Genomic DNA, 24,582 nt, shown 5'->3' with positions numbered 1-24,582 from the left:
CACAATGTCTCGAAACGATTAAGGACACCCCGTCAATCTAACGTGGCAGGCATCACTTGTGAAGAGATTCGCGCCCGTCAATTGGGAGGTCGCCCCCGCTATCCTCCCTCGTCACAAGGCCTTTGCCGCTCCGATTCCCGTCCCGCGCCGTCACCCGGGCCGCGTGGCCGCCTTCATCGCGGCGACGAAGCCGCGCAGTTCCGCGCGCATCGCCGCGACGGCCTCCTCCCTCGCGCGGCTGCCCGGCCGCGCCGCGGCGATAGCCGGGGCGTGAGACTCCACGATCTGGACGGTCGCCGACCCGGAGATCGCCCCATCGGCCCCCGCGGCGATCGCCTCGGCGACCTGCTCGGGGCGGGAGATGCCGAAGCCGAGCATGACCGGTGCCGCGGCACCGGCCCGCAGCCTGGCCACCGATTCGGCCAGTCCCACGGTCGAGGCGGCCTGCTCCGCGCCGGTGACCCCCACGCGCGAGACCGCGTACACGTAGCCCCGCGAGGCGCCCGCCACGGCGTCGAGCGTGTGGGGCGCGGCCGACGGCGGGGCGATGTACACCGGGGAGATCCCCGCCCGCGCCGCGGCGGCTGAGAAGGCGGGTGACTCGCGTACCGGGACATCGGGCAGCAGGACCGAGTCGATCCCCGCCTCGGCGCACCTGGCGTAGAAGGGCTCCAGGCCGACGGCGAAGGGCACATTCCCGTAGATGAGCATGCCGATGGGCGTTTCCGGGTGGTGCCGGCGCACGCGCGCCACCACTCCCAGGCAGTCGGCCAGGGTGGCCCCGGCCTCCTGGGCTCGGATATGGGCGCGCTGGATCGTGGGTCCGTCGGCGACGGGGTCGCTGAACGGCACCCCGAGCTCCAGGGCGTCCGCGCCCCCGGCGATGAGCGCCTCGATGACCTCCTCGGATAGCTCCGCGCTGGGGTCGCCCACCATGACGAAGGGGACGAAGGCCCCCTCGCCCCGCTCACGCAGGGCGGTGAACATCGATGCGTAGCGATCCATCAGCGCTCCCCCTCATCACTCGAGCCCACTCCGAGCGCCGTCGGCGCAGCCCGGCCGGCGGCTCCGGCCTGGGCCGCCAGGGCCTCGTACTCACCGCGCTTGCCCATCAGCCTCAGCATCACGGCTGCCCGGGCCACCGCGCCGTCGTCGCTGAAGGAGCCGCCCATGCGCGCCCGCACCTGGTCGAGGTCCTTGTCCCCGCGTCCGGACAGGCACACGAGCAGGATGGGCGGCTCGGCGCCATCGGGGACCGCCTCAGCGATCTTGAGGGCCTGGGCGAGGGCGTGGGAGGACTCCAGGGCCGGGATGATCCCCTCATGGCGACTGAGCAGCCGGAAGGCCTCCAGAGCCTCCTCATCGGTGATGCCGACGTACCGGGCCCGTCCCGTATCGGACAGTCGTGCGTGCTCAGGGCCGACCCCGGGGTAGTCCAGGCCGGCGGACACGGAGAAGGACTCCTCGACCTGGCCGTCGTCGTCGCGCATGAGGTAGGAGCGGGCGCCGTGGAGGATCCCGATGGCGCCGGCGTTGATCGGCGCCCCGTGGCGGCGATCCAGGCCCTCGCCCGCGGGCTCGACGCCGATGAGCCCCACGCAGGCGTCGTCGATGAAGTCGGAGAACATGCCGATGGCGTTCGACCCCCCGCCCACGCAGGCGATCACCTCATCGGGCAGGCGCCCCGTGAGCGCGAGCGCCTGGGCGCGGGCCTCGGTGGAGATGACCCGGTGGAAGGCGTGGACGATCGTGGGGAAGGGGTGCGGGCCGGCGGCGGTGCCCAGCAGGTAGTGGGTGTCCTTGAACGAGGCCGTCCAGTCCCTCAACGCCTCGTTGACGGCGTCCTTGAGAGTACCCGCGCCGCTGGCCACGGGCACCACTCGCGCGCCCATGAGCTCCATGCGCTCCACATTGGCCGCCTGGCGCACCACGTCGGTAGCGCCCATGTAGATCGTGCACTCCAGGCCCAGCAGCGAGCAGACCATCGCGGTGGCGGTGCCGTGCTGGCCCGCGCCGGTCTCGGCGATGATGCGCCGCTTGCCCATCCGTTTGGCCAGGAGTGCCTGGCCGAGCACCTGGTTGCCCTTATGGGCACCGCCGTGGACGAGGTCCTCGCGCTTGAGCAGGATCCTCGCATTGCCCCGCAGCGGCAGATTGCGCAGCTCGGTCATCGGCGTGGGGCGCCCCAAGTAGCGGCGCAGGAGCTCGTCGAGCTCGGCGGCGAAGCCGGGGTCCGCGCTCGCGGCGATGAAGGCGTCCTCCAACTGATCCAGGGCGGGGATGAGCAGCTCGGGCACGAACTGGCCCCCATACTCCCCGAAGTAGGGATCGAGGCGCGGGTGCTCCCAGCGGCCGTCCGGGCCCGGCGGCGTGGCGGCGGCCTCGGCCAGGCGCGCGCGCCTCAGCGCAGGGGAGACCGGGGACGCCCCGGGTGCCGGGGAGCCGGCGCCGGCCCGTGCCCCGGAGGGCCCGCTCGGCAGCGGCACGGCCTCGACGAGCGCACGGGCCGCGGCCCCGGCATCCGCCGAGCCCGACAGACTCGAGCCCACCAGCAGGGCGTCCACGATCCCGGCCAGGCGCCGCACATCCCCCGGCCCATGGATCCCGGACTCGCCCACGAGGACCGCCCCGGCCGGCGCCAGGGGCGACATCTCCTCGGTGCGCGCCAGATCCGTGTCCAGCGTGCGCAGATCCCGGTTGTTGATGCCGATGACCCGCGCGCCCAGGGCGGCCGCCCGGCTCATCTCGCCGGGGGTGGAGACCTCCGTGAGCACGCCCATGCCCAAGGAGGCCGCCAGCCCCGCCAGCTCCCGGTAGACGTCGTCGGGCACCACGGAGAGCATGAGGAGGATTGCGTCCGCCCCCAGGTGGCGGGCCGCGAGCACCTGCACGGGGTCGACGATGAAGTCCTTGCACAGGACCGGCAGGTCCACCGCTGCGCGCACCCGGGCCAGGTCCTCGTACTCGCCGTTGAAGCGGTCGGGCTCGGTGAGCACGGAGATCGCCGCCGCGTAGGGGGCGTAGGAGGAAGCCAGCGCGGCTGGGTCGTAGTCGGTCCGGATCGAGCCGAGCGACGGCGAGGCCGCCTTGCACTCCATGATGATCGCCGGGCGCGGGCTGACGGCGGGGCCCGTGCGGCGCCGCAGCGCCGCCTCGAAGGAGCGCCCGGAGCGGGGCAGGGCCGAGGCCTCCAGGTGGCCGAAGCGCTCGCGCAGCTCGGGCAGGCGTCGACGCCTCCCGGCCACGATCGTGTCCAGCACCGTGCCGGTGGACATGAGGCGCTCCTCGATCGGGGCGCGATCGGGGCGCGCCGCCGCGCCCTGCGAGGCGGAGCCGATGCTCATGCGCGCTCCTCCTCAGTGCTCTCACTGCTCTCGCGACTCGTCTCGTCGGCCCGTCCGGAGCGGGCCGCCAACTGCTCTGCGGTGGTCATGGTCTCCAGGTGCCTGCCGGCCGCGCCCGAGGCGATCTGCTCCAGGGCCATGCGGGTGCCATCGGCCAGGTTGTCCGCGGGCCCCGCGAGGTAGAGCAGGGCGCCGGCGTTGACGGCAATGGCATCGCGGTGGGCCGGCTCTCCCCTGCCCGCGAGCGCCTCGCGCAGGGCGGCGGCGTTCTCCGCCGCCTGCCCGCCCAGGATATCCGATAGCTCCCAGCGCCTCACTCCGAGATCAGCGGGGGTGACCTCGTAGGCCTTGATCCCGCGGGGGGTGGCCTCCCGCACCTGCGTGGCGCCGTGGACGGCGATCTCATCGGTGCCCGCCCCGTGCACGATGAGGGCGCGCTTGCGGCCCAGCTTGACCATGGACTCGGCGATCATGTCGAGCATGGAGGGATCCCACACGCCCATGAGCTGGTAGGTCAGGTGCGCGGGGTTGAGCAGAGGGCCGAGCACGTTGAAGATCGTGGGCGTGGCCAGGGCCCGGCGGATCGGCGCCACGTGCCTCATTGCCGGGTGGTAGGCCTGGGCGAACAGGAACGTAAAGTGATCGCGCGCCAGCAGCTCGACGGCCTGCTCCGCTGTCACCTCCAGGGGCAGGCCCAGGGCCGCGACGACGTCGGCCGCCCCTGTCTTGGAGGACACCGCCCGGTTGCCGTGCTTGGCCACCGAGATGCCCATCGATGCCGCGACGAGGCCGGCGGCCGTCGAGATATTGATCGTGCCCACGCCGTCACCGCCCGTGCCCACGACATCCACGAGGGGGAAGGCGACGGCGGGGAAGGGGCGCGCGGCCCGGCGGAAGGCGCTCGCGGCCCCCGCCACCTCGTCGGCGGTCTCCCCGCGCGAGTGCAGGGCGGCGAGCAGGGCGGCGGTCTCTGCCTCGGAGAGGTCCCCGGCGCCCAGGGCGGCGAAGACGATGCCGGTCTCCTCGCGGCTGAGCCGGCGGCCCTGGATGACCTCGCGCAGGAGCCGGTGGGCGTCCTCGGGCCCGGCGGCGGTCGATGCCGAGGGGACCGGGGCAGTGGTGGGCTCTGGCACGGTTGTCGGCTCTGTCATCGTCTTTCTCCTGCGCTTGCGGTCGCGGTGGTCAATCCGGCGATGAGGGCCCGCAGGATCGCGGGGCCGGCCGGGGTGAGGATGGACTCGGGGTGGAACTGGAGGCCGACGGCGGGGCGCCGTCGGTGGCGCGCGGCCATGACGATCCCGTCGCCGGTGCGGGCCAGGCACTCCAGATCGGCGGGCAGTTCGCGCGTGCCGAGCGAGTGGTAGCGGGCGACGTCCAGGGGCCCGCCGCCGAGCACGGCGAAGGCGGCATCGGCGCGCCCGGCGGACGTGACCTCCGCGCGGGTGGAGCGGCCGTGGACCGGCTCGACTCTGCCCACGCTCCCACCGCAGGCCTCGACGATGGCCTGGAAGCCCAGGCAGATGCCCAGCGTCGGCAGGCCGCGCTCCAGGGCGGCGCCCAGGACCTCCATCATGCAGCCCGCCTGGCGGGGGTGCCCGGGGCCGGGGGAGAGGACCAGGGCGGGGCGCTGGCCCGCGGCCGCCTCCTGCGCCGTCGGCCCCAAGGCGGCCAGGACCGTGGAAGCCGGCACCGTGTTGCGGTAGACCTCGGTGTCCATGCCCAGCACGGCGAGTTGGTCGACGAGGTTGTAGACGAAGGAATCGCGGTTGTCCAGCAGGATGATGCGCACTCAGGCCTCCCCGGTCTCGATGACGAGCTCAGCGCCCCGCGCGGCCGCCACGGCCGCCAGCACCGCGCTGGCCTTGTGGACGGTCTCGGCCGCCTCGGCGGCCGGATCGGAGGCGCCGACGACGCCCGCGCCGGCCTGCACCAGGGCCCGCCCGCCCGCCACGAAGGCCGAGCGGATGACGATGCAGGTGTCGAGCTCGCCGTCGCCGCGCAAGTAGCCCACCGAGCCCCCGTAGGAGCCGCGCCGCATGCCTTCGGTGGCGCGGATGAGCTCGGCGGCCCGCAGCTTCGGCGCGCCGGTGAGCGTGCCCATCGTCATCGAGGCGCGGAAGGCGTCCAGGGCGTCCAGGCCCGGGTCCAGCTGTCCGGATACTTCCGAGACCAGGTGCATGACGCGGCTGTAGCGGTCCACGCGCAGCAGCTCGCGCACTTTCCGGGTGCCCGGCGCGCTGACTCGGGCGACGTCGTTGCGCGCCAGGTCCACGAGCATGACGTGCTCGGCGATCTCCTTGGCGTCCGTGCGCAGCTCCAGCTCCAGGCGCGTATCCCGCTCATGGTCCACGGAGCCGTCCGGGGCCAGCCCGCGCGGCCGAGTGCCGGCGATGGGCCGGATGGCCACCTCGCCCGTGGCCGCGCTGTGCAGCAGGGCGGACTCGGGGGAGGCGCCCAGGAGCTCGAAGCCGGGAGCGGCCACGTAGAACATGTAGGGACTCGGATTCGACTCGCGCAGCGCGCGGTAGGCCTTCAGCGCGTCCGGGCAGTCGATCGTGAACGCCCGCGACGGAACCACCTGGTAGACGTCCCCGGCGGCGATCGACTCCTGGAGCCCGGCCACGAGCCCCGCGAAATCGCTGTCCGAGACGCTCGGCACGGCGCGGGCGATCGGTCGGGCGGCTGGGACGGACACTGGGCCGGCGCCTCCCGCCACCGGCGCGGGCCCGCCCGCATCCGGGGCCGGCGCGGGCCTCGCGGTGTCGATGACGGTGGCCAGCTCGTCGATCCTGCGCGCGAGATCATCGGCGTCCACGCTCGCCCCCACCAGTGTCGCCTCACCGGTGGGGTGGTCGATGACCAGGAGGATGCGCGCGGTGTAGAACAGGTAGTCCGGGCAGGTGTTGGGCCCTGCGGACACCTGCGGCAGCTGTTCGAAGCCCGCCAGGTAGTCGAAGGCGAACACTCCCGCCACGAGCGGCAGGTGGGGATGGTCGACCTCCTGGGAGGCCAGCACCCGCAGCGGCTCCAAGGTGGAGGGGGCCGTCAGCCGCTCCCGCTCCTCCATCCCGGCGCTGTCGGCCGGTGAGGGGATCCGCACCGCCAGACGGCCGGGCGCCTCCTCGACGACGCGATCCGCCAGGGATGCGCGCATGCGCGCCACGGCGGCCTCTCCGTCGGGCCGGGCCCGGTCCAGGGCCTCGATGACCACCTGGTTCCCCTCACAGGTCAGTCGTGCGCTCGCCTCGAGCATGAGGACCGTCGTGCGCGAGGAGCCCGTGGTGATATCCGCGCTCTCCAGCAGGACAACATCCACCGGCCTGCGGGCACTGCCCGCGGCGTCTGCGGTGGTGGCGATCGCGCCGGCCTCCGCCAGGCGCCTCACGAGCGCCCCGGAGTCGTGGGGGTAGCGGACCCTGCGGGTCAGCACAGTGGGCTCAGCGGGCCGGATGGGATCCGCGGGCTCCGCCGATCCCGCAGTTCCTGTGATGGTCATGCTGCGCTCCTCATCGCGTCTGATCGCTCCTCATCGTCTCCGCTCATCTCCAGGGCGGGTCAGGACAGGTGCTCGCGGACCTCGTGCATGTCCTTGTCCCCGCGCCCGGACAGGTTGACCAGGAGCAGCATATCCTCGGTCTGTCCGCCCACCTCGCGCTCGCGGGCGATCCGCAGCGCCTCGGCGAGGGCGTGGGAGGACTCCATGGCGGGGATGATCCCCTCGGCGGGAGAGCTCCCGGAAGGCGGCCAGGGCGTCGTCGTCGGTGATGCCGACGTACCTGGCGCGACCGGTGTCGGCCAGGTGCGCGTGCTCGGGGCCCACGGAGGGGTAGTCGAGGCCGGCGGAGATGGAGTGGGAGGGCAGGACGGCGCCGTCGTCGTCGAGCATGACGTAGGAACGCGTGCCGTGGAGCACGCCGGTGCGGCCGGCGCAGATGGGGGCGCCATGGAGGCCGGTGCTCAGGCCCCTGCCCGCGGGCTCGACGCCGATGAGCTCGACGTCGTCGTCCAGGTACTCGCTGAAGGCGCCGATGGCGTTGGATCCCCCGCCCACGCAGGCGATGACGGCGTCCGGCAGGCGTCCGTAGCGGGCGAGCATCTGGGCGCGGGACTCGATGGAGATCACCGACTGGAAGTAGTGGACGATCGTGGGGAAGGGATGGGGACCGGTGGCCGAGCCCAGGATGTAGGCGGTGGACTCCAGGCGCTCGCACCACTGCGTCAGGGCGGTGTCGACGGCGTCCTTGAGGCCCTGCGAGCCGGTGGTCACGGGGACGACCCTGGCGCCCATGAGCTCCATGCGCTCCACATTGGGGCGCTGGCGCTCGACATCGTGGGCGCCCATGTAGATCGTGCACTCCAGGCCCAGCAGGGCGGCGACCATCGCGGTGGCGGTGCCGTGCTGGCCCGCGCCGGTCTCCGCGATGAGGCGGGTCTTGCCCATGCGCTTGGCCAGGAGGGCCTGCCCGAGAGCGTTGTTGCCCTTGTGGGCGCCGCCGTGGACGAGGTCCTCGCGCTTGAGGATGATGCGGGTGTCGGGGCGCGAGAGGCCACGGCACTCGTACAGGGGCGTGGGGCGGCCGAGGTATCCCTCGCGCAGGTCCTCGAGCGCGGCCAGGAAGTCCGGGTCGTCGACGGCCTCGGTATAGGCGGCCTCGAGCTCATCGAGCGCGGGTAGGAGGAAATCGGGGACCTCCTGGCCGCCGAAGCGCCCGAAGAAGGCCGGCAGCAGCGTGCGGCGGGGGATGTCCGTGCCGGGGGCCGGGGCCGTGTATCCCGGGGCGTCGGGGCCGAGCGGGCCGGTCGGGACGCGGCCGGCGGTGGGGGCGGCGCCGGGAAGGGACTCGGCGTCGTGGGCAGTAGGAGCCGACTGGGCGGCGTTCGCGGTGCTCATGCGGGGCTCTTTCCTTGGAGGGGTGGTCATGCTCTCAAGGCGGGCCCGGGGACTCCTTGCGCTCTCGCGCCCGCCTTCGTGGCGAGCGGGGCGTCGGGTACGACGTGTCAGTGGCTCGCCCTCAGGGGAGCCACCACCAGCAGCGGGTGCGCGTCGTCGTCATGGGAGGAAGGCTAGGGGAGCCGGGAAGCGGGCGGCAAATCCGATGTGGCGGCGCTCATATCATGGGATGGAGCGAGGGGCGGCCGGGTGCAGGCGTCGAGTTACCCTCGGCGCCCCCGACGCGCCGGGGCCGCCGCCCTCCCTGAGCCGTGGGCCCCGGCTCATTGCGGTGCGGGGGCCCTCCTCCCCGCCGCCCTCCTGCGCAGCAGGAGGGCGGCGGCCACGGCCGCCAGCGCCACGATCGTCATCAAGCGTCCCGCGGGGCTGGCCATCCATCCGGCCAGCACCGCGATGCCGATGGTCGTGTAGATCCCGGCCCACAGAAGTGCGCCGATCGCCGTGGCCAGCAGGTAGCGCGGCACGGGCACGCGCGCGACCCCGGCCGAGACCTGAACGAGTGACTGCGCGCCGATCGTGAGGAAGGAGAGGGGGACTGCCCAGATGCCCCAGCGCGCTGCCCACTCCTGGGCGTTCGCGTACGCCGGGGTTCGCAGGATCCGGGCCCAGCGGCTCCGCGAGGCCCCCGCGCCCAGGCACCGCCCCGTCCAGTACATGGCGTTCGAGCGCGCCATGGCGCCGCACCAGAAGAAGAAGAGCACCCAGGCGAAGGGGAGCTCGTGGATCCGCTCGATCACGCCATGCACCTTAGTCGAGCCTCACCTGAGGCGCGAAGCGCCATCCGCAGCCGACGGGAATGGCGAGGTTTGAGGATTGCTTCTCCCACGCGTCCAGCCAGCAGGGGCCAGATCCGCAGGATCACGCGGTCATTGATCGGCCAACCACCTCGGTTCGGCCGAGCGATCCTCGAACCTCGCCATTTCAGCCGATCATCTCTGAGGCCACGGGCCCGCATCCGGCTGCGGTCGCGCAGCCCCGGGCGACGGCGTGGGAGACTGATCCCAGTATGTTCCGCGCGCCCCGCCGCGCCCGTCCGGAAGGTATCCGTGTCACCGATCCTCACGCCCGAGCAGGCCGCCGCCGTCACCCCGGCCGCGACCGATCCCGCGCTGATCAGGAACTTCTCCATCATCGCCCATATCGACCACGGCAAGTCCACCCTGGCCGACCGCATGCTTCAGGCCACCGGCGTCGTCGCCCCCCGCGACATGCGCGCCCAGTACCTCGACCGCATGGACATCGAGCGCGAGCGCGGCATCACCATCAAATCCCAGGCCGTGCGCATGCCCTGGGGCGCGCCCGGCCCCGACGGCGCCATCCGCCCCTACGCCCTCAACATGATCGACACCCCCGGGCACGTCGACTTCTCCTACGAGGTCAACCGCTCCCTGGCGGCCTGCGAGGGGGCCGTCCTGCTCGTCGACGCCGCCCAGGGCATCCAGGCCCAGACCCTCGCCAATCTCTACATGGCCATCGAGGGCGATCTTGCGATCATCCCGGTGCTCAACAAGATCGACCTGCCCGCCGCCGAGCCCGAGCGCCACGCCGACGAGATCGCCGCGCTCATCGGCTGCGAGCCCGCAGACATCCTGAAGGTCTCCGGCAAGACCGGTGCCGGCGTGCCCGAACTGCTCGACCGCATCGTCGAGGCCGTCCCCGCGCCGGTGGGCGACCCCGCCGGACCCACGCGCGCCATGATCTTCGACTCCGTGTACGACACCTACCGCGGCGTCGTCACCTACGTGCGCGTCGTCGACGGCGCCCTCAAGCCCCGCGAGCGCATCGAGATGCTCTCCACCACCGCTGTCCACGACCTGCTCGAGATCGGCGTCATCAGCCCCGAGCCCAGCCCCACGGGGGGCCTGGGCGCCGGGGAGGTCGGCTACCTCATCACCGGGGTCAAGGACGTGCGCCAGTCCAAGGTCGGCGACACCGTCACCTCCGCCGCCGCGCCGGCCGCCGAGCCGCTGGCCGGATACCAGGAGCCCAAGCCCATGGTGTTCTCCGGCCTCTTCCCCGTGGACGGCTCGGACTTCCCCGTCCTGCGCGACGCCCTGGACAAGCTCAAGCTCAACGACGCCGCCCTCACCTATGAGCCCGAGACCTCCGTGGCCCTCGGCTTCGGCTTCCGCTGCGGCTACCTCGGCCTGCTGCACCTGGAGATCATTCGGGAGCGCCTCGAGCGCGAGTTCAACCTCGACATCATCTCCACCGCCCCCTCCGTGGTCTACCGGGTCACCACCGAGGACCGCGCCGTCCACACCGTCACCAACCCCTCGGAGTACCCCGAGGGCAAGATCCTCGACGTCCAGGAGCCCGTGGTCCGCGCGACCATTCTGACCCCCAGTGAGTTCGTGGGCACCGTCATGGAGCTGTGCCAGTCGCGGCGCGGCACCATGCAGGGCATGGACTATCTCTCCGAGACCCGCGTGGAGATGCACTACGTGCTGCCCCTGGCGGAGATCGTCTTCGACTTCTTCGACGCCCTGAAGTCCCGCACCCGCGGCTACGCCTCCCTCGACTATGAGATGGACGGCGAGCAGTCCGCGGACCTGGTCAAGGTGGACATCCTGCTCAACGGGGAGAAGGTGGACGCCTTCAGCGCCATCGTCCACAAGGACGCCGCCTACTCCTACGGCCTCAAACTCACCAAGCGCCTCAAGGAGCTCATCCCGCGCCAGCAGTTCGAGGTGCCCGTGCAGGCGGCCATCGGCTCGCGGATCATCGCCCGTGAGACCATCCGCGCCCTGCGCAAGGACATGCTCGCCAAGTGCTACGGGGGAGATATCTCCCGCAAGCGCAAACTGCTGGAGAAGCAGAAGGAGGGCAAGAAGCGGATGAAGGCGATCGGAAGCGTCGATGTCCCGCAAGAGGCCTTCATCGCGGCGCTCGGCGCGGACAACCCCACCGGCAAGGACGGCAAGTAGGAAGAATCGCGGACAGCGGCTCGGCGCTCCGATTCGCCGGGCCGCGGGGAGCAGGAGGATGTCATGAGGGACGACGGCGCTGATCTGGTTCTCACCCGCGGGCTCGCCCGGGTGCTGGGCGAGCCGCACGCGGGCACCGATGGGCGCCACCGCGACGAGCCCTCGCCCTTCGTCGACGGAGACCTCGTGGGCGCCGTCGGCGCCGTGTGCGTCGTGGCGCGCCTGCGCCCCGACTGCGGCGCCCCCGGCGTCTCCGCGATCCACAAGGCCCCCGTCGACGGCCCCGTGGCGGTCAATGCCCTGGGCCTGTTGGGGGACCAGCAGGCGGATCGCGAGCATCACGGCGGCCTCGACAAGGCCCTCTACGTCATGGATGCCGCCGAGGCCCGCCACTGGGCCGGGGTGCTCGGCCCCGAGCACGGCCTGGCCGCCGGGAACATGGGCGAGAACATGCTCATCGAGCCGGGCGCCATCGGCGGTATCGACGACGTCGAGATCGGTGCGATCCTGTCCATCGGTCCGGGCTCCGCTCAGGGGAGGGGGAGCGAGCGGTCCATCGGCGAGGCCGAGGGGCCCATCCCGCCCGGCGAGCCTGGTGAGGACAGTCCGCGGCGCGGCATCCTCGTCACGGTCACCGGCGTGCGCAACCCCTGCTCCACCTTCGCCCGCGGCATGGGCCGTGGCGACTGGGCGGAGGTCTTCTCCGAGCGAGCCCGCGTGGGCGTCTACCTCTCCGTGCTGCGCGACGGGAGCGTGTCCGCCGGCGACGAGGTCCGGGTGGTGTCCACCCCCGGGCACCGCGTCACCTGCCACCGCTGGTTCGCCCACCACGACCCGCGCGATGCCCGGGCGATGCTCGCTTCCGAGGCCTTCGGCAACCTCCGCCTGGCCGATTTCACGCGCAAGTACGTGGTTGCCGCCGCTAATGAACAGGTCGGCTGAGGGGACGGACCGATGCAGCAGCACCCACCGCGCTCCCACGCGATCCACTCGCGAGTGCGCTCCTACTCCCGCGCCGGCGGGCGCCTGAGCGAGGCGCAGGCCGAGGCCCTGGCCGCTCTCGCCCCCCGCTACGTGGTGGACGTGCCCCGGCGCGACGCCGTGCGCACCGTCGCCCCCGGCTTCCGCCTCGATCCCGAGGCGCTGTTCGGCCACCAGGGCTGGGGCCGCCCCCTCGTCGTCGAGATCGGCTCGGGCTCGGGGGAGGCCGTCCTGGCCCACGCCGCCGCCCATCCGGGCGTCGACCACCTGGCCGTCGAGGTATGGGAGACAGCGATCGCCCGGCTCGTCGCCTCGATCCACCGCCAGGGCCTGCGCAATGCGCGCGTCGTGCCCGCCGACGGCGCCGAGCTGCTGGCCACCGCCCTGCCCGTGGGCTGCGCGAGCGAGGTGTGGGTGTTCTTCCCCGATCCGTGGCGCAAGGCCCGGCACCGCAAGCGCCGTCTGGTGAACGCCGCCTTCGCGGATTCCGTGGCCCGGGTGCTGCGCCCCGGCGGCGTGTGGCGCCTGGCCACGGATTGGGCGGACTACGCCTGGCAGATGCGCGACGTCCTGGAGGGCGCCTCCGCCCTTCCCGAGGGCATCGAGGCCGATTCGACCGGCCCCTACTTCCGCTACGACGACGCCGGTGCGCGCCCCGACCTGGGCGCTGGGAGCGCCGTCGCCGGGGACGCGGGCAACGGAGTGGACCCCGGCTCTCCATCGGGTGCGCGCGGTGGATGGTCGGAGCGCTTCGCCGGGCGCGCCATGACCCGCTTCGAGCAGCGCGGCATCGACGAGGGGCGCACGATCCGCGACCTGACGGCGGTTCGCACAGAGGAGCAGTGGATCCCGGCCGCCCGCCCCACCGCGCTGGAGCGCCTGGACAACGGCGCCCCCGGGCTCTTCGCGCCCGAGGGGCTGACGGATTGACGGCCCGATGAGCGGGATCCGACTGCCCAGGCGGGCGTGGCTCGCCATCATCGCGCTCGGCTTCCTGGGGCTCTGCGCTGTCGTGCGGGTGCCGGTGGGCGTCATCCCGCCGCTCCTGCCGCGCCTGGGCGATGATCTGGGCCTGTCAGGGGCGGTGCGCGGGGCGCTCACCAGCGTGCCGGTGCTCTGCTTCGGCCTGCTCACCCCGGCGGCCTCCATCGCGGTGAGGCGGATGGGGGTCAATGCCTCGGGCCTGGTGATGATGGGCGCGGTGGTCGTCGGGGCCGTGCTCCGCTCCGCCGGGGGCGCGGCGGCGGCCTTCGCGGGGACCGTGCTCATCGGCGCGGGGCTGACGATCGGCAACCTCGTGGCGCCGATGGTCATCGGCCGGGACTTCTGGCACCGGGCCTCCCTCATGACCGGCCTGTACTCGGCCACCTGCAATGTCCTTGTCATGGCCGCGACGGCACTGGCCGTCCCCCTCGCCGCAGCGGTCGGCTGGCGCGGCTCGGCCCTGGCGTGGACCGTGATCCCCGTGGCCTTGGCAGCGGCTGCCTGGTGGTGGGTCTACCCGCCGGGCTCGACTGCGCCGCGTGAGAGCCTGCGGCGCCGCTCGGGCATGAGCGCCTGGGTGGGGGAGCGCTCCCTGATCGGCGGGGGCCACGAGGATGCCGGGGGCGATCGTGGGGCGATCGGCGCCACGGGGCGGACGCCGACGGGCGGGCCCGTGTGGCGCCGTCCGCTGGCCTGGGTGATGGCGCTGGCCTTCACCGGGCACGTCCTCGCCTTCTACGCGATCTCCGGCTGGCTGCCGACGGCGCTCGCGCAGACCGCCGGGATGAGCGAGTCCGCCGCGGGCCTGGCCTCCTCGGTGTTCGCGATGACGGGGATCGTGGGCCCGATGCTCGTGCCCCTCATGCTCGAGGCCCTGGGCTGGTCCGGCGCGCGCATGCTGGGAGTGCTGAGCGCCTGCTGGCTGGCGCTACCGGTGGCGATGATCGTGGCGCCGACCGCCTGGCTGGTGCCGTGCCTCTTGTCCGGGATCGCGCAGGGCGCGTTCTTCGCCGCCCTGTTCTCCCTGGTCATCCAGCGCGCTGAATCATTGGATGACAACCGGCGCACCACCGCGCTGATCCAGACGGTAGGGTACTGCGCCGCCGCGGTGGGACCGATCGTCCTGGGCTGGATGCGCGAGGCGACCGGGGGCTGGGCGGCGCCGTTCGCCGTCGTGGTGGCGGCGCTCGTGCTCATGACGGTCTGCGGGCAGATCGCGGCCCGATGGCCCGCGGGCGACGCCTTCCGGGCCACTGGCCCCGCCGGCCTCATGGGGGAGGCGGAGGCGTGAGCCCGGCCCAGCCCGTGGGGGCGCCCCTTGTCGATGGCCTGCCACCCGAGGCGGCCGCGCCGGCGCCGGGAGCCCGGTGCGGGGCAGCGGGGCCCGGGCGCGCCGATGGAGCTGCGCGTCCGTTCTCCGTCTACCTGCACGTGCCCTACTGCCGGGTGCGCTGCGGCTACTGCGACTTCAACACCTACACGAACCTCCACATGGGGCAGGGCGCCTCCGCGGTCGACTACGTGAGCACTCTGGCCGCCGAACTGCGCACCGCCCGCGCCGCGATGGATGACGCGGGCCTTCCCGCGCGCCGGGCCGCCACGGTCTTCGTGGGCGGCGGCACCCCGACAATGCTCCCGCCCTCGGACCTGGCCGCGATGATCGGACTCGTGAGGGAGGCCTTCGGGCTGGATGAGGGCGCCGAGGTGACCACCGAGGCGAACCCGGACTCCGTGGACGAGGCGGGTCTGGCAGCGCTGGCGGAGGCCGGCTTCACCCGGGTGTCCTTCGGGATGCAGTCGGCGGTGCCCCATGTGCTGAGGGCCCTGGACCGCACGCACGAGCCGTCCCGCGTGCCACTGGTGGTCGATTGGGCGCGGCGAGCGGGACTGGGCACGAGCCTCGACCTCATCTACGGCGCGCCGGGGGAGTCCCTGGAGGACTGGGAGCGCTCCCTCGAGGCCGCTGTGGAGATCGGCCCGGATCACCTGAGCGCCTACGGCCTCGTCATCGAGGAGGGCACGCGCATGTGGGCCCAGGTGCGGCGCGGCGAGCTGCCCATGCCCAGCGACGACGATGAGGCCGCCAAGTACGAGCTGGCCGACCGCCTCCTGGCGAGCGCCGGCTACGAGTGGTACGAGATCTCCAACTGGGCGCTGCCCGGCCACGAGTGCCGGCACAACCGCGCCTACTGGCAGGACTGGGACTGGTGGGGCGCCGGCCCCGGGGCGCACAGCCACCTGGGCGACGTGCGCCTGTGGAACGCCAAGCACCCCCTGGTCTGGGCGGCGCAGGCGCTCAGCGGAAGGCTCCCGGTGGCCGGGCACGAGGTGATCGACGCCGACTCCCGGCTCCTGGAGCGGGTCATGCTGGGCATCCGCCTGCGCGAGGGCATCGCACTGGCGCAACTGGGGGAGCCGGGTGAGGTGGGCGGCGATGAGCCGGGCTCCGGCGCCGGGCGCGCGCCGAGGAGGCTCGTGCCCGTGGTGGGCCGACTCGTCGCCGATGGCCTGCTCGATGGCGCGGCCGCCCTGCGCGGGCGCGCCATCCTCACTCTGCGCGGCCGCCTCATGGCCGACACCGTCACCCGTGCCCTGACCGCCTGAGGCCTGCTCCGGCGGCGCGCGCGGAAAGCGAACCTCGAACCTCGCCATTTCGCGTGCCGGCACCCGTGCCGGTTAGGTGTAGTTCCCTGTGAGGTTGTGGGCGCGGCTGATGGGAGTGCGGTGGCGACGGCAGGAGCGGTTGTCCATCGCCCGGCAGGCCCGGCAGCGCCCCACCCACCGGCTGGACGTGGCCGGTGATACCTGGAAGCGCTCAGCCGCCCGACGCATCGACCAGCCCTCCTCCATCACCACACGGGCCAGACGACGACGCCCCTCAGGCGTCAAAGGTGCGTTAGCGTCAGTCATGAAGGCCTCCTCGGATCGGACGCCAGGGAAGTGCAACTTAGCCCGGCCGGGATCGGGTAATCTCGCGGAGGTGACGAATCGAGTCGCGTCGTCATGAAGCCACCCGCCCACGCCGTCGAGGACCCCGTGACCCCCGCACATCCTGGCCCTGATTCCCGTCCAGCGCTCATTCTGGCCAACCTCGGTACGCCCGAGGCGCCCACTGCCAAGCACGTGCGCCCTTTCCTGCGCGAGTTCCTCACCGACAGGCGCGTCATCGAGACCCATCCCGCCCTGTGGCGCCCCATCCTCGAGAGCGTCGTCCTCACCATCCGACCAGCGCGCTCAGCCCGCAAGTACGCCACCATCTGGCGCGTCGGCCACGAGACCAGCCACTCCGGCTCTCCCCTCATGCACCACACCGAGCGGCAGGGCGAGCTCCTCGCGAGTGCCCTCGGCGACGCCGTCCAGGTCCGCATCGCCATGCGCTACGGAAAGCCGGCCCTCAGGCGCGTCATGGGCGAGCTCATGGAGGCGGGCTGCCGCCGCATCGCCGTCCTGCCCGCCTACCCCCAGTACTCCGCCTCCAGTCAGGGCACCGTCATCGACGAGGCGGCCCGTTTCATCCTCGCCGGCCGCGATCAGCCCGAGCTGCGCACCATCCGCTCCTTCCCCGATGCCCCTGCCTACATCGAGGCCCTGGCAACCGCCATCGAGGGCCACTGGGAGCACTACGGCCGCCCCGACCCCGCCGCCGGCGGGCGCCTCCTGCTGTCCTTCCACTCCATCCCCCGGGCCATGCACGACGCCGGGGACCCCTATCGCTCCGAGTGCGAGCGCACCGCCGACCTCCTCACCGCGCGGCTTGCCGCCCCCGAGGGCCTCATCCGCACCACCTTCCAGTCCGTGTTCGGGCCTGCGAAGTGGATTGGGCCGGCCACCATCGACACCGTTGCTGGGCTGGGTGCGGCCGGCTGCCCGCGCCTCGACGTCATCTGCCCCGGCTTCATGGCCGACTGCCTGGAGACCCTGGAGGAGATCGACCAGCTCAACAGGCAGGCCTTCACCGCCGCCGGGGGAGGGGACTTCCACTACATCCCCTGGGGCAATGACGCGCCCGGCTGCGTGGCCGCGCTGGCCGAGCAGGCCCGCAGCGCGCTGTCCGGATGGGTGGATTGAAACGGGGCGGTTTCGCGCTGTCGGCTATGGTGGGTGGCGGACAAACCGAGAATCAGAGGAGACCTTGTGCACCTGCCCTGGTGGTCCACCCTTCCGTTCGTGGCGATGCTCGTGAGCATCGCCACCCTTCCCCTCATTCCCGCCACCGCGCACTGGTGGGAGAAGAACCGCAACCAGCTCATCCTGGCCTCGGCCCTCGGCCTGCCGGTGGCCGCCTGGATGTGGCACGCCCTGGGCTGGCAGCGGGTCTTCGCCGCCGTCGTCGAGTACGGGCAGTTCATCGCCCTGCTGCTCTCGCTCTTCGTCGTCGCCGGCGGCATCTACCTCAAGGGCGATATCGAGGCCACGCCCCGCAATAACACGACCTTCCTGGCCATTGGCGGTGTCCTGGCCTCCTTCGTGGGCACCACCGGTGCCGCCATGCTGCTCATCCGCCCCCTGCTGGCCACCAACCGGGAGCGGCGCTACCGCGTCCACACCGTTCTGTACACGATCTTCATCGTCGCCAATTGCGGCGGCCTGCTCACACCCCTGGGTGATCCGCCGCTCTTCCTCGGCTTCCTGCGCGGCGTCCCCTTCACATGGACCTTCCACCTCCTGCCCGAGTGGCTGTTCGTCAACGGGATGCTGCTGGTGTCCTACTTCGCCCTGGACACCTATTTCCACTCCCAGGAGCCCAGCGCCAACATCGCGCGCGACAAGGCCGAGCTCGAGCCCCTGGGGCTGCGCGGCACTGTGAACTTCATCTGGTTCGCCGTCATCATCGCCGCCGTCGCACTCGCCCCCTCCATCGACGTCCACGCCATCGAGGCGGGCCACGCGACCCTCAGCGACTGGCTGCCGATCCGCGAGGCCATCATGATCGGCGCCGCGGCCGCCTCCTACTTCCTGGGGGACAAGCGCGTGCGCTACGAGGACAACCAGTTCACCTGGGGGCCCATCGCGGAGGTCGCCGCCCTGTTCGTCGGTATCTTCCTGACCATGATCCCGGCCCTGGAGTACTTGGACGAGATCGCCCCGAGCCTGCCGATGAACGAGATCGCCTTCTTCATCTTCACAGGAGGCCTGTCCTCCGTGCTCGACAACGCCCCCACCTACGTCACCTTCTTCGAGGTCGTCTCGGTCGTGGAATCCCCGGGCGAAGTGCTCGTCGCGGGCGCTCCCGAGCGCTACCTCGTGCCCATCGCACTCGGCTCTGTGTTCTGCGGCGCCATCACCTACATCGGCAACGGCCCGAATCTCATGGTCAAGTCCGTGGCCGAGGCCGACGGCGTCGCCATGCCCTCCTTCGGCGGCTACGTCGTGCAGACCGCCACCCGACTCGTCCCGATCCTGGCCGCCATGGTCATGCTCTTCATCGCCCAGTCCCTGTGGGCCAAGCTCCTGGGCGGCCTGCTCACGGCGGCCCTGCTCGCCTGGGATGCCGTCCTCATCCGGCGAGGCCGCCGCCTGGCCATCCAGGACGCCTGAGAGGGAGGCGAGCGGGAGGAGGCGCGGCCACCGGCCCTCGATGGGCTGGCCGCCGCGCCTCCTCGCTCTCCTCAGCCCTCGCTCACGTGCGCGGAGCCCTCCCGCAGGAGGCGGCGCTCATCGCGGCCGACGACAGTCATGAGGATGACGGCGACCACAACCACTCCCACGAGGCACATGTAGGTGATATTCCAGCCCGCCTGGTCGATGAGGTGGCCGACGCCGCTGGAGGCGAGCGTCGCGCCCAGCAGGTAGCCGAACAGGCCGGTGAAGCCCGCGGCCGTGCCGGCCACATTGCGCGGGGACAGGTCGATCGCCTGCAGCCCGATGAGCATCACCGGCCCGTAGATGAGCCCGCCGATGATCGCGATGAGCAGGTAGAACAGGCCCATGGGGGCTGTCGGCGGCAGTTGCCAGTAGATGACGAGGGCCACGCCCACGCCGCCGAGGAACAGGATGCCGGCGCCCGAGCGCCAGCCGTGGAAGACGCGGTCGGACACCCACCCGCACAGGAGCGTGCCGGCGATGCCAGCGCCCTCGTAGATCGCGAATCCGAGGATGCCGTCCTTCACGTTCGCGCCATGGATGTAGTCGGTCAGGTAGACCGGGATCCAGTTGAGCACCCCGTAGCGCAGCGTGTAGACGAACACGTTGGTCACCGCGAGGAGCAGGATGACGCGACTCCTCAGCACATGGTCGAAAAGCAGGGAGCGCCAGTCCTCCTCGTCGTTGTCGGCCTCGACCTTGGCGGGATCGTCGGCGTACTCCTCGATCGGTGGCAGGCCCATGGCCTCGGGGCGGTCGCGGATGAGCAGGAGGGCGACGGCGGCGACCACGAGCGCGACGAGCGCGGGCGCCCAGAACGCGGGGGTCCAGTCGGCGTCGTCGGAGGCGAAGGAGTCCAGCGCCCAGGCGGAGATGAGGCCGATTCCGGCGCCTCCGACGTTGTGAGCGCAGTTCCAGATCGAGGTTCTCCAGCCGCGCTCGCGCGTGGAGAACCAGTGGACGAGGACGCGCCCGGATGGGGGCCATCCCATGCCCTGGAACCAGCCATTGATGAACATGAGGACCGCGAACAGGCCCACCGATGCCGTCAGGGCCGGCACGAGGGCGATGAACAGATTCATGATGGCGGACAGCGCCAGTCCCAGGGGCATGAAGTAGCGGGCATTGGCGCGGTCGGAGAGCATCGCCATGAAGAACTTCGACAGCCCGTAGGCGAAGAGCACCGCATTGGCCACCAGGCCGATATCCGAGGCGCTCATGATTCCGTGATCCTTGAGGATCGAGGCTACGAGCGACACGTTGTTGCGGATCAGGTAGAACCCGGCGTAGCCGATGAAGATCCCCATGAAGGCGCTGGCCCTCCACCTCCTGTACGTGGGCGCGATCTCATGATCGGGCAGGCGGGGGAGCGCGGGGGGCGCGGAGAGGAGACCCAGGGGGCGCTGATCGGCAGAGGACATCGTTGTGCTCCTTCATCGGTGCCATCCGGATAGACGACCCATCAATTCTGCCCCTCCGATAGCCCCCGTGGCGATGGTGGCGCGCTGCGATGGGACGCGGCCCGCCTTGGCGAGCCGGCCGGCGGGCCCCTCAGGCAGTGCCGGGGGCAGTGACGAAGTCGATGAGCTCCTCCATGCGGCCCAGCAGGCTCGGCTCCAGATCCTTGTAAGAGCGCACCCTCGCCAGGATCCGCTTCCAGCCCCGGGCAACATCCGCCTGGGTGGCGTGCGGCCAGCCGAGCGCCTCGAGCGTCCCGCGCTTGATATCCGTGCCGCGCGGGATATCCGGCCAGGCGCGCAGACCCAGCCTCTCGGGGCGCACTGCCTGCCACACATCCACATACGGGTGGCCCAGCACGAGCACGTCGTCCCCGCCCGGCATGGAGCGGACGCGCTCGGCGATGCGCGATTCCTTCGAGCCGGTGACGAGGTGATCCACGAGGACGCCCGCCCGCCTGGTCGGCCCCGGGGCGAACTCGGCCATAACCTCCTCCAGGTTGTCCACGCCGTCGAGCATGAGGATGACGACGCCCTCATGGCGCAGGTCATCGCCCCAGACCTTCTCCACGAGCTCGGCGTCGTGCCTGCCCTCCACCCAGATCCTCGAGGCGCGGGCCGTGCGGGCGCGCCCGCCCTCCACCGCGTAGGAGCCCGACGCTGTCAGGCGCCTGCCGCCGGCGCTCACCGGGCCGCTCGGGGAGCGGCGCGCCGGCGCCGGGGGATCGAGGATGACAGGACGGCCCTCCAGCCAGAAGCCCGGGCCCAGCGTGAAGCCGCGCCGTGCGCCGTGGCGGTCCTCCAGGACGACGATCTGTCGCCCCCCGGACTTCTCCACGGCAACCGCCGCCCCTACGAAGCCGGTCTCGCGGTCCTCCAGCACCATGCCTCGCTCAACGGCCACATGGACCGACTCCAGGCGGATGGCGCGCGGGCCCACTCGATGCGGGTCGGCGGCGAGCACGTCGCCCCCGTAGCGGTCGGACAGCGAGGGCGCGCGGGCCGATCCGGGCGCGGCGGTCCTCGTCGGCCCCGCCGCGTGCTGCTGCGCGCGGGTGGCGCCCTGCTCGCGCAGGGCCTTGCGGCGGGCCGCCGTCGCGCCGGGGACGGCCTGGGGGCGGTGAAGGGGGACTGGAGTCACGCCGGGCACGGTAGCGAGGCTCACGCTGGGCGAACGGGAGACCCGCCGGGCCGGGCGTAGGATGGCACTCGTCGACCGAGAGTGCTAACGCATGGGAGCCGGGAGGAGGACAGCGCCATGGCTGATGACCGCCGTCTCGAAGTCCTGTCCGCCATCGTCACGGACTATGTGCGCACTCGTGAGCCCGTCGGCTCGCGCGCCCTCGTTGAGCGCTACCACCTCGGCGTGTCCCCGGCCACCATCCGCAACGACATGGCCGCCCTGGAGGACGAGGGCTACATCCATCAGCCCCACACGAGCGCGGGCCGCGTCCCCACCGAGAAGGGCTACCGCCTCTTCGTCGACGAGGTCGCCCGCATCAGGCCTCTGTCCGCCCCCGAGCGCGCGGCGATATCCGCGCTGCTGACCGGCGCGGTGGACCTGGAGCAGGTGGTGCTCCGCACCGTGCGGGTCCTGGCCCAGCTCACCGGGCAGCTGGCGGTCGTCGAATACCCGAGCCTGCGGCTGACCTCGCTGCGACACCTCGAACTCGTGGCCCTGGCGCCCGCGCGCCTGCTCATGGTCATCATCACGGACACCGGGCGCGTCGAGCAGCGCACCATCACCCTCATGGGCGACCGTCCCAACCCGGGGGACGACGGCGCGCACGGCGTCATCGACCCCGTCGTCCTGGAGCGCCTCAAGATCCGCCTCAACGCCTCACTCGTGGGGCGGCGGGCCGACGACGTCGCCCCCGCACTGGCAGGTCTGGCGGAGCAGGCCCCCTCCGACGAGCGCGCGCTGCTGGCCGCCGTCACCGGCGAGCTCATCGCCGCCCTGCGCCCCGACGCCGAGGAGCGCATCGCCGTGGCCGGCACCGCGAACCTGGCCCGCGCCACCCCAGATTTCACCACCATGGGACCGCTCCTGGACGCCATCGAGGAGCAGGTCGTCCTGCTGCGCCTGCTCTCAGGGGACCCTGCCGACGCCTCCGGGATGCGCGTGAGCATCGGTTCGGAGAACCACGAGGATGCCCTGGCCGAGGCCAGCGTCGTCACCGCCGGGTACGGCCCGGGCGTCGGCGACGCCGTCGCCCACCTGGGGATCATCGGCCCCACCCGAATGGACTACCCGGCCACCATGGCTGCTGTGCGCGCCGTTGCCCGCTACCTGTCCCGGTTCCTCGCCGGACCGCAGGACTGAGCGGCCGCCGCGCCAGCTGCACCGCACCACTGACCACCATCGACTGACGATTGAAGGAAGACCCGACTGTGAGCGACTACTACGAGGTGCTCGGCGTGACCCGTGGGGCCAGCGCCGACGAGATCAAGAAGGCCTACCGCAAGAAGGCCCGCGCCCTGCACCCCGACGTCGCCGGCCCCGGGCACGAGGACGAGTTCAAGCTCGTCTCCACCGCCTACGAGACCCTTTCCGACCCCGAGAAGCGCGAGCTCTACGATCTCGGCGGGGAGGATGCCGTGCGCGGGGGCGGTGCCGGGTTCGGCGGAGGGGACTTCGGGGGCTTCGCCGACATCTTCAGCTCCTTCTTCGGGGCCGCGGCCGGTTCTCGCGGGCCCGCGTCCCGCGCGCGCCGGGGCCAGGACGCCCTCCTGAGCGTCGATGTCGAGCTGGAGGAGGTCGCCTTCGGCGCCACCCGCACCGTCCCCCTCGACGTCTACATCACCTGCCCCGCCTGCGAGGGCTCCTGCTGCGCGCCCGGTACCTCGCCGGTGAACTGCTCGTCCTGCAACGGCTCGGGCTCCGTGCAGCACATGGCGCGCTCCTTCCTCGGTAACGTCATGACCACCTCGCCGTGCACCGCCTGCCACGGCTACGGCACCGTCATCGTGACCCCCTGCCCCGACTGCTCCGGCGAGGGCCGCAAGCGCACCCACCAGGACATCGAGATCCGCATTCCCGCCGGCGTGTCCACCGGCACGCGCATGCGCATGTCCGGGCGCGGCGAGGCCGGGCCCGCGGGCGGTCCCGCCGGCGATCTCTACGTGGAGTTCCACGAGGTCGAGCACGAGAACCTGCGCCGCGATGGCGACGATCTGTGGACCGAGCTGCGCATCCCCATGACCGCGGCCGCGCTCGGCGCCGAGTTCGACATCTCCACCCTCGACGGCGGCCAGCACATCGTCGTCAGGCCGGGCACGCAGCCCGGCGAGGTCCTGCCCCTCAAAGGGCTCGGCGTGGGGCGCCTGCGCCGAGCCGGGCGCGGTGACCTCAACGTCGAGATCGTGGTCGAGACGCCCACACGCCTGGACGAGCGGCAGCGCGACCTGCTGCGCCAGCTCGCCGAGCTGCGCGGGGAGGAGGGCGAGTTGTCCCACCGCGACGAGTCCGTCATGGGGCGCCTGAAGGAGAAGTTTTCCGGGCGCTGAGCTGAGCGGGCGGCGTCAGGGCCCTGGCCGCCCGTGCCCTCAGGCCCGGCGCGGCTCCGGCCAGTACTGGGCGCCGGTAGCGGGGCGCGCCCCGAAGATCGCCTGACCCACCCGCACGCAGGTGGATCCCTCCTCGATGGCGATCTCGAAGTCACCGCTCATGCCCATGGACAGCTGGCCGTCGCCCACAGCGCCCGCCTGGAGCCCGGCGTCGCGCAGCTCGCGCATGGTGGTGAAGCAGGCGCGGATGCGGGCGGCGTCGTCGGTGCGGGCGGCCAGGGTCATGAGCCCGCGCACCCGCAGGGAGGAATAGACGGGCAGTGCCGCAAGGAACGCGGGAACATCCGCGGGCTCCAGGCCGAACTTGCTGGCCTCGCCCGAGGAGTTGACCTGCACGTAGACGTCCAGGGGCCGACCGAGCGCCTGGAGACGGCGGTCGAGGGCCTCGGCCACGCGCAGGGAGTCCAGTGCCTGGAACTCGTGGGCGAAGGCCGCCGCATCCCTGGCCTTGTTGGTCTGGAGATGGCCGATGAGCGCCCAGTGGATGGGAAGATCCGCCAGATTCTCGCTCTTGCGCCTGGCCTCCTGGACCTTGTTCTCGCCCATCTGGGTGATGCCCGCGGCGACGGCGGCGCGCAGCCGGTCCTCTGGGACGGTCTTCGAGACCGGCAGGAGCCTGATCTCACGGGCCTCCCGACCCGCGCGCTCGGCGGCGGCCTCCAGGCGGGAGCGGACCGCGGCGAGGTTGCGGGCGAAGTCCTCCGGCGTGATCGGAGCGGCCGGGGCGTCGTGCGGGCTGGGGATCATGGCCCGGACGCTAGCACCGGAGCTGCCGGAGCGGGCCGTAG

General features: G+C 72.1%; 19 protein-coding genes and 1 pseudogene. 9 read left to right on the top strand and 11 right to left on the bottom strand.

Annotated elements, in window-relative coordinates; translation table 11 throughout:
• Positions 1 to 150: 150 nt before the first annotated feature.
• The 7 genes from trpA to B6G06_RS05445 form a co-directional block, all read right to left on the bottom strand.
• Positions 151 to 1,005: a tryptophan synthase subunit alpha gene (trpA, locus tag B6G06_RS05475; protein ID WP_081171377.1), complete on the bottom strand. Its 855-nt coding sequence runs from the start codon at positions 1,003 to 1,005 to the stop codon at positions 151 to 153.
• Entirely contained in the window at positions 1,005 to 3,344 is a 2,340-nt protein-coding gene (gene trpB / locus B6G06_RS05470; protein WP_081171375.1) for a tryptophan synthase subunit beta, read from the bottom strand. The genes trpA and trpB (B6G06_RS05470) overlap by 1 nt, the downstream gene beginning before the upstream one ends.
• Entirely contained in the window at positions 3,341 to 4,495 is a 1,155-nt protein-coding gene (gene trpD / locus B6G06_RS05465) for an anthranilate phosphoribosyltransferase (RefSeq protein ID WP_081171373.1), read from the bottom strand. The genes trpB (B6G06_RS05470) and trpD overlap by 4 nt, the downstream gene beginning before the upstream one ends.
• Positions 4,492 to 5,133, bottom strand: a complete 642-nt coding sequence (locus B6G06_RS05460; RefSeq protein ID WP_081171371.1) for an anthranilate synthase component II — start codon at positions 5,131 to 5,133, stop codon at positions 4,492 to 4,494. Before B6G06_RS05460 ends, trpD begins: the two co-directional genes overlap by 4 nt.
• Positions 5,134 to 6,840 (bottom strand): anthranilate synthase component 1, encoded by a 1,707-nt coding sequence (locus B6G06_RS05455; RefSeq protein ID WP_081171369.1) that lies wholly within the window; start codon positions 6,838 to 6,840, stop codon positions 5,134 to 5,136.
• 30 nt (positions 6,841 to 6,870) lie between these two features.
• Positions 6,871 to 8,235, bottom strand: a complete 1,365-nt coding sequence (gene trpB, locus B6G06_RS05450) for a tryptophan synthase subunit beta (protein ID WP_420807184.1) — start codon at positions 8,233 to 8,235, stop codon at positions 6,871 to 6,873.
• A 323-nt stretch (positions 8,236 to 8,558) separates the two neighbouring features.
• On the bottom strand, positions 8,559 to 9,032 hold the full coding sequence (locus tag B6G06_RS05445; protein WP_080462814.1) for a DedA family protein: 474 nt from the start codon (positions 9,030 to 9,032) through the stop codon (positions 8,559 to 8,561).
• 309 nt (positions 9,033 to 9,341) lie between these two features.
• Between B6G06_RS05445 and lepA the strand changes: the two genes are divergently transcribed.
• The 5 genes from lepA (at position 9,342) to hemW (ending at position 15,791) form a co-directional block, all read left to right on the top strand.
• The gene (lepA, locus tag B6G06_RS05440; protein WP_081171367.1) at positions 9,342 to 11,222 is read left to right on the top strand and encodes a translation elongation factor 4; all 1,881 of its coding nucleotides are present in this window, start codon (positions 9,342 to 9,344) and stop codon (positions 11,220 to 11,222) included.
• Between the two features lie 63 nt (positions 11,223 to 11,285).
• On the top strand, positions 11,286 to 12,164 hold the full coding sequence (locus B6G06_RS05435) for an MOSC domain-containing protein (RefSeq protein ID WP_081171365.1): 879 nt from the start codon (positions 11,286 to 11,288) through the stop codon (positions 12,162 to 12,164).
• Between the two features lie 12 nt (positions 12,165 to 12,176).
• The gene (gene trmB / locus B6G06_RS05430; protein ID WP_080462781.1) at positions 12,177 to 13,133 is read left to right on the top strand and encodes a tRNA (guanosine(46)-N7)-methyltransferase TrmB; all 957 of its coding nucleotides are present in this window, start codon (positions 12,177 to 12,179) and stop codon (positions 13,131 to 13,133) included.
• 7 nt (positions 13,134 to 13,140) lie between these two features.
• On the top strand, positions 13,141 to 14,478 hold the full coding sequence (locus B6G06_RS05425; protein WP_081171363.1) for an MFS transporter: 1,338 nt from the start codon (positions 13,141 to 13,143) through the stop codon (positions 14,476 to 14,478).
• Positions 14,475 to 15,791, top strand: coding sequence for a radical SAM family heme chaperone HemW (gene hemW, locus B6G06_RS05420; protein ID WP_205635443.1), 1,317 nt, complete (start codon positions 14,475 to 14,477; stop codon positions 15,789 to 15,791). The genes B6G06_RS05425 and hemW overlap by 4 nt, the downstream gene beginning before the upstream one ends.
• Before the next feature lie 111 nt (positions 15,792 to 15,902).
• Here hemW and B6G06_RS10510 read toward each other — a convergent pair.
• Positions 15,903 to 16,097 (bottom strand): annotated as a pseudogene (locus tag B6G06_RS10510) (leucine zipper domain-containing protein); the annotation flags it as partial.
• A 93-nt stretch (positions 16,098 to 16,190) separates the two neighbouring features.
• Here B6G06_RS10510 and hemH point away from each other — a divergent pair.
• The gene (hemH, locus tag B6G06_RS05410; RefSeq protein WP_081171359.1) at positions 16,191 to 17,255 is read left to right on the top strand and encodes a ferrochelatase; all 1,065 of its coding nucleotides are present in this window, start codon (positions 16,191 to 16,193) and stop codon (positions 17,253 to 17,255) included.
• Positions 17,256 to 17,321: 66 nt separating this feature from the next.
• On the top strand, positions 17,322 to 18,725 hold the full coding sequence (locus B6G06_RS05405) for a sodium:proton antiporter (protein WP_081171357.1): 1,404 nt from the start codon (positions 17,322 to 17,324) through the stop codon (positions 18,723 to 18,725).
• Between the two features lie 71 nt (positions 18,726 to 18,796).
• Here B6G06_RS05405 and B6G06_RS05400 read toward each other — a convergent pair whose 3' ends face one another.
• Positions 18,797 to 20,191 carry an MFS transporter gene (locus B6G06_RS05400; protein ID WP_080462775.1) on the bottom strand — a complete coding sequence of 465 codons (1,395 nt, stop codon included), beginning with the start codon at positions 20,189 to 20,191 and terminating at the stop codon, positions 18,797 to 18,799.
• A gap of 130 nt (positions 20,192 to 20,321) precedes the next feature.
• Complete coding sequence (locus tag B6G06_RS05395; protein ID WP_080462774.1) at positions 20,322 to 21,377, bottom strand: DUF3097 domain-containing protein; 1,056 nt, start codon at positions 21,375 to 21,377, stop codon at positions 20,322 to 20,324.
• A 108-nt stretch (positions 21,378 to 21,485) separates the two neighbouring features.
• Here B6G06_RS05395 and hrcA point away from each other — a divergent pair, with 108 nt between their 5' ends.
• Together hrcA and dnaJ are read left to right on the top strand one after the other, a co-directional pair.
• Positions 21,486 to 22,550: a heat-inducible transcriptional repressor HrcA gene (gene hrcA, locus B6G06_RS05390; protein ID WP_081171355.1), complete on the top strand. Its 1,065-nt coding sequence runs from the start codon at positions 21,486 to 21,488 to the stop codon at positions 22,548 to 22,550.
• 68 nt (positions 22,551 to 22,618) lie between these two features.
• Positions 22,619 to 23,734: a molecular chaperone DnaJ gene (gene dnaJ / locus B6G06_RS05385; RefSeq protein WP_080462772.1), complete on the top strand. Its 1,116-nt coding sequence runs from the start codon at positions 22,619 to 22,621 to the stop codon at positions 23,732 to 23,734.
• 39 nt (positions 23,735 to 23,773) lie between these two features.
• Here dnaJ and B6G06_RS05380 read toward each other — a convergent pair whose 3' ends face one another.
• Complete coding sequence (locus tag B6G06_RS05380) at positions 23,774 to 24,541, bottom strand: YggS family pyridoxal phosphate-dependent enzyme (protein ID WP_080462771.1); 768 nt, start codon at positions 24,539 to 24,541, stop codon at positions 23,774 to 23,776.
• Between the last annotated feature and the right edge of the window lie 41 nt (positions 24,542 to 24,582).

It is taken from the genome of Actinomyces gaoshouyii, assembly GCF_002076915.1.
Lineage (GTDB): Bacteria > Actinomycetota > Actinomycetes > Actinomycetales > Actinomycetaceae > Actinomyces > Actinomyces gaoshouyii.
Note: the sequence above shows the minus strand (reverse complement) of the source record. Positions and strands in the feature narration are given on the sequence as shown.